Origin of the sequence: Lutibacter sp. (assembly GCF_041562875.1) — a bacterium.
Classification (GTDB): Bacteria; Bacteroidota; Bacteroidia; order Flavobacteriales; family Flavobacteriaceae; genus Lutibacter.
In genome coordinates this window covers 1-4,402 of sequence record NZ_JBFFOE010000152.1, presented here as the reverse complement: position 1 = coordinate 4,402, position 4,402 = coordinate 1, and the positions used below count along the sequence as shown (strand labels likewise).

The window sequence follows — 4,402 nt, the reverse complement described above, 5'->3', positions numbered from 1 at the left end:
GGATTTCAGGTGGTGATGCCAGAAAATTACTCAATATTTTTGAATTGGTAGTGAATTCAGAAGATGAACCAATTACCATTACTAACGATTTAGTACTCTCTAAAGTTCAAAAAAATACCGTCTTATATGATAAAACTGGCGAGCAACATTATGACATTGTATCTGCCTTTATAAAATCAATAAGAGGAAGTGACCCAAACGGAGCTGTTTATTGGCTTGCCAGAATGATTGAAGGTGGCGAAGATGCAAAATTTATAGCAAGAAGAATGCTTATTTTAGCTTCAGAAGATATAGGAAATGCAAATCCAACAGCATTAATTTTAGCAAATAATACATTTCAGGCAGTAAATACTATTGGCTTCCCAGAATCGCGCATTATTTTAAGTCAGTGTGCTATTTACTTAGCAAGTTCTGCAAAAAGCAATGCTTCTTATGAAGCTATTGGTAAAGCGCAAGCTTTGGTAAAAGAAACGGGTGATTTATCAGTACCATTACACTTAAGAAATGCCCCTACAAAATTAATGAAAGAATTAGACTATGGGAAAAACTACAAGTATGCCCATAGTTTTGAAAATAACTTTGCAGTACAAGAATTCTTACCAAAAGAATTAGAAAACACAAAGTTTTATGAACCTGGGCACAACTCAAGAGAAAATACCATTAGAGATTTTTTAAAAAAACTGTGGAAAAATAAATACAATTATTAATTTAGGTTCCTCCAGATAAATCTGGAGGCAATTCAAAATCTTAAAAAATTTAATTCAATTGCCAAAGGCTTTAGCTATGGACAAACATGAATTTGAAACAAATTGGCTTTAGCCAAAATTATTCAATCCTTTTATAAATTTTTAATTCATTATCTGAATCAACTTTTAAATTTCCTTGTAAGTCTAACTCTAATAACTGAGGTGTCTTAAATGCAACCCATTTAATAATAAAAATAGTTGGTTTTGACGTTTTATAAATAGTGGCAAATTCAAAATTTTCATCACCTCCAACAACAATAAAATCATCTCCATTTTTTGAAATAGTACTTACTCCCCAATTTTGAAAATTAAATTTTCCTTCAATAGATTTTACATCTTGTTTTTCAGCAATTATAGAAGGTGCTATTTTCACATCCTCTGCTTCTTTTAATACTACTACTTTTACATCCTCTACAGGTGTAATTTTATTAGTTATGGGCTCAGCAACAACTTCCTTAACCATAGGAATTTTAATTTCAGTAGGAGTTATCACTATTTCTTTAGGTTCAATACTATTTTTATTCTGGTCATTTAACGAACTATCATATGCATAATTTAGTTCTTCTAAATCAACAAAGGCATCTCTTATTGCCTCTTGATATGCTTTTTTATAAACTTTTTCTTTGGAGGATCCCTCTTTAGTTGAAAAGATTATTTTGTTCTTACAATCGTATAAATCAATCGTCATTTTTGTTTTGAACATGCTTGAATTTTTGTTCACTTTAGCTTTCAATGCTAAACAACTATTATTAGCCAAATCATCAGGATATTGTTCATCGGTATATAAAACTGTATACCCCGCTTTATTAAACAAAAAATTTGTCAATGAATTTAATTGATATTGATCTTCAACATTTTGAAATTCAAATTGTTTTGGAACTAAAATATATTTATATGAATTTATGTTATTTTGAGCAAAAAGTATGGAACAAAAAAGTATAAAAACAAGGCTAATGGAAAATGATTTATTCATAATTGTATAAATTTGGACACTATTATTTTATATTGATCTTTGTAAATGTACTAATTATTATGATTCATTATAAAATTTACTCCTAATTGAAAACTAGTGCTTTTGGCATTGTATAAATTACGCAGACTCAGTAAATTATCAGCAACAAAATAAGCATTAAAAATACCAAACTTTGTTGATAAGCCCATTCCAATATTTGAAAAAGAGTACGGATCGGCGGTATAGGTAATTTTAGTTTGTAAATGTTTTCCTAATCTTCGTTCATAAAACAACGTTGCTGCTACATACGAATGCACTGCACTTATATTTGAATATAATTGAAGCCCAACTTTATTTAAATAAGTTTTCGGGTCTATTAAAAACCTACAATCATCATATTGCTGACCAAAAGAATAGCTAATAGAACCATTTAATTTTACAGGACGTAATGTAATATAACTTTTATATAAAGTATCTAACACAATGCTATTGTCAAATTCATCTTTTAAATCATTCCAATAATTTTGAGGATTATTGGGGTCAAAAAGCAATTGAAATCCTTCAACTTCATAGTTTCCCTTAATTCTATATGATTCTATATCTTTAGAATACTTTATAAAACCTAAATCCAGAACACTCGCAGTAGCAATCCATTGTTTTTTAGGTCGGTACGTAAAACCCAGATCTACTCCTACTCCTAAATCACCTCCAAAAAGCAACTTGCTTTTCATATAAGAACCATTCACTTCTTCATTATTATCCAAAAACATTCCTGAAGTTTGCATTAAAAAATTTACATTTTCTAAATGTTGTGAATACCTATTATTTGTACCTTCTTCTGTATAAAATGAACCTGTATTAAGTTTGGAAGTTGCGTGAAATACACTGGAATATATTTTAAACCTAGCGCCAACTTGTAATTTTTTATTAATTTTTTTTGACAAACCAATGTGAAGCACTCCAAATAATTCAGTTCTGGCGCTTAATTTATTGATTGAATATCGTCTATCAATATTGGTATTTCCATCATAAAACAAATCTACTATATCGCGTGGAATTTTAGCTAAAAAATCAAGTTCTTGATAATAGCCAAAACTTAAATAAGAGTCATTTTTTAAACGAAACCCTCCACTTAAAACTTCTAATTGCTCATTAAAAGTCATAAATTCAGTAGTTCCATAATTGTTTACTGCATTTCTAATCTTATCATTAATATCAATACCATCATCAGCAAAAATATCATAAACCGAAAATCCTGTGAATCCAGCTTGAACACTTAGTTGTGATAACAAAGGTAAACCAACATGAAACTTATAGTCTACCTCAGCCCCAGGGTTTAACAGTAATGTTTGTGGAAGACTCGCAAAATCATACAAAACTTGTTTGTTTTGGGCATAACCAAAAGCACATACAAGAAAACTAACTAGTACTAGTTTTCTCATATTTTTCGATAGTTAAAAAATAATTTAACTGAAGATTTTAAATCTAACGTTGCTGTATCATTCATAGAAATTATACTTCCATCACTGCTCGGTGAGAGGTAAATATAAAAGCCAAAAGACCTTGTTTCATAAATAATAGGAATATCAACTTGTGGAATTTCAATAATAGTAGTCAATTCCGAAGAGTTTGGAGGTGCCACAATAGTTGGCTGCAAGGTGTAAATTGGAATTCCAAATGCATCATAAAAAATAATACTAAGTTCAAAATTTCTAGGAAACGAATTATTAGTTACTACCGTAAATTCAACTTTTTCTAAATAGGATTTTGAATCTTGAGAAATTGTGGCTTCAACAGCATCGGTAGTTATAGCTATTTCCTGATTAAATGTATCTAAAAACTTGGGTGCTGTTAAGTTTAAATATACCAAAGTTGATAGATAAGTGGTGTGTATATTAGCGTCATCAATTTGATCAAAATCAACATTTTTTGTACAACTTTGAAAGCAAATTATTATAATTAAACTTAAAACTATCTTACTGGCACTCATAAAAACTGAATTCAAAACTAAAATATTTTTATTTTATAAATATTGCTTTATTTGTATTAACTGATGCACACTTTTTATATTTGCTCCAACAGGCTGTTTTTCATAATTAAAATAAATGGCATCTATACCATTATTAATTGCTCCCATAACATCGGCTTCCCAATTATCGCCAATCATTATAGATTCTTTTGACGTTGCTTCAGCAAGATCTAACGCAAAGTTGAAAATTTTAGGGTTGGGCTTTTTCACTCCGGCATCTTCTGACGTAATTATTTTATCAAAATATTTACTTAACCCAGAGTTGTCTAATTTTTTATATTGAACTTCATTAAAACCATTGGTGATAATATGAAGTTTGTATTTCACATACAAATGCTCTAAAATTTCATGAGCTCCTTCAAAAAGCTGATTGTTATTGGGCAACACTTCTATATAATCTATAGATAAATTATCTATTAATTCATTGTCGAATTTTTGTTTTATTTTCACAAAAGTATCTTTTAACCTACCTACTCTAAGTTCTTCTTTGGTTATTTTTTCATTTCTATATAATGCCCAATAATTCTGATTGATACCACGATAGTAATTTAAAAACTTTTGAAGATCTATACTTACATTGTGCATTTTAAAAATGGTTTCAAAAGCAATGTCTGAATTTGTTTCAAAATCCCATAAAGTATGATCTAAATCGAAAAATACGTGTTTTATTTTCAT

At 29.1% G+C, this 4,402-nt stretch carries 4 protein-coding genes and 1 pseudogene; 1 reads left to right on the top strand and 4 read right to left on the bottom strand.

All coding sequences use genetic code 11. From position 1 onward, the window contains the following. A pseudogene (locus ABY863_RS12965) lies at positions 1-707 on the top strand (replication-associated recombination protein A); the annotation flags it as partial. A 118-nt stretch (positions 708-825) separates the two neighbouring features. Here the strand turns inward: ABY863_RS12965 and ABY863_RS12960 are convergent. The 4 genes from ABY863_RS12960 to ABY863_RS12945 are packed head-to-tail and all read right to left on the bottom strand — an operon-like array spanning position 826 to position 4,402. Continuing rightward, positions 826-1,719, bottom strand: a complete 894-nt coding sequence (locus tag ABY863_RS12960) for a hypothetical protein (protein ID WP_372795505.1) — start codon at positions 1,717-1,719, stop codon at positions 826-828. A gap of 50 nt (positions 1,720-1,769) precedes the next feature. Next, on the bottom strand, positions 1,770-3,140 hold the full coding sequence (locus ABY863_RS12955; RefSeq protein ID WP_372795503.1) for a DUF5723 family protein: 1,371 nt from the start codon (positions 3,138-3,140) through the stop codon (positions 1,770-1,772). Continuing rightward, on the bottom strand, positions 3,137-3,688 hold the full coding sequence (locus ABY863_RS12950; protein ID WP_372795501.1) for a hypothetical protein: 552 nt from the start codon (positions 3,686-3,688) through the stop codon (positions 3,137-3,139). The genes ABY863_RS12955 and ABY863_RS12950 overlap by 4 nt, the downstream gene beginning before the upstream one ends. A 33-nt stretch (positions 3,689-3,721) precedes the next feature. After that, the gene (locus ABY863_RS12945) at positions 3,722-4,402 is read right to left on the bottom strand and encodes a YjjG family noncanonical pyrimidine nucleotidase (protein WP_372795499.1); all 681 of its coding nucleotides are present in this window, start codon (positions 4,400-4,402) and stop codon (positions 3,722-3,724) included.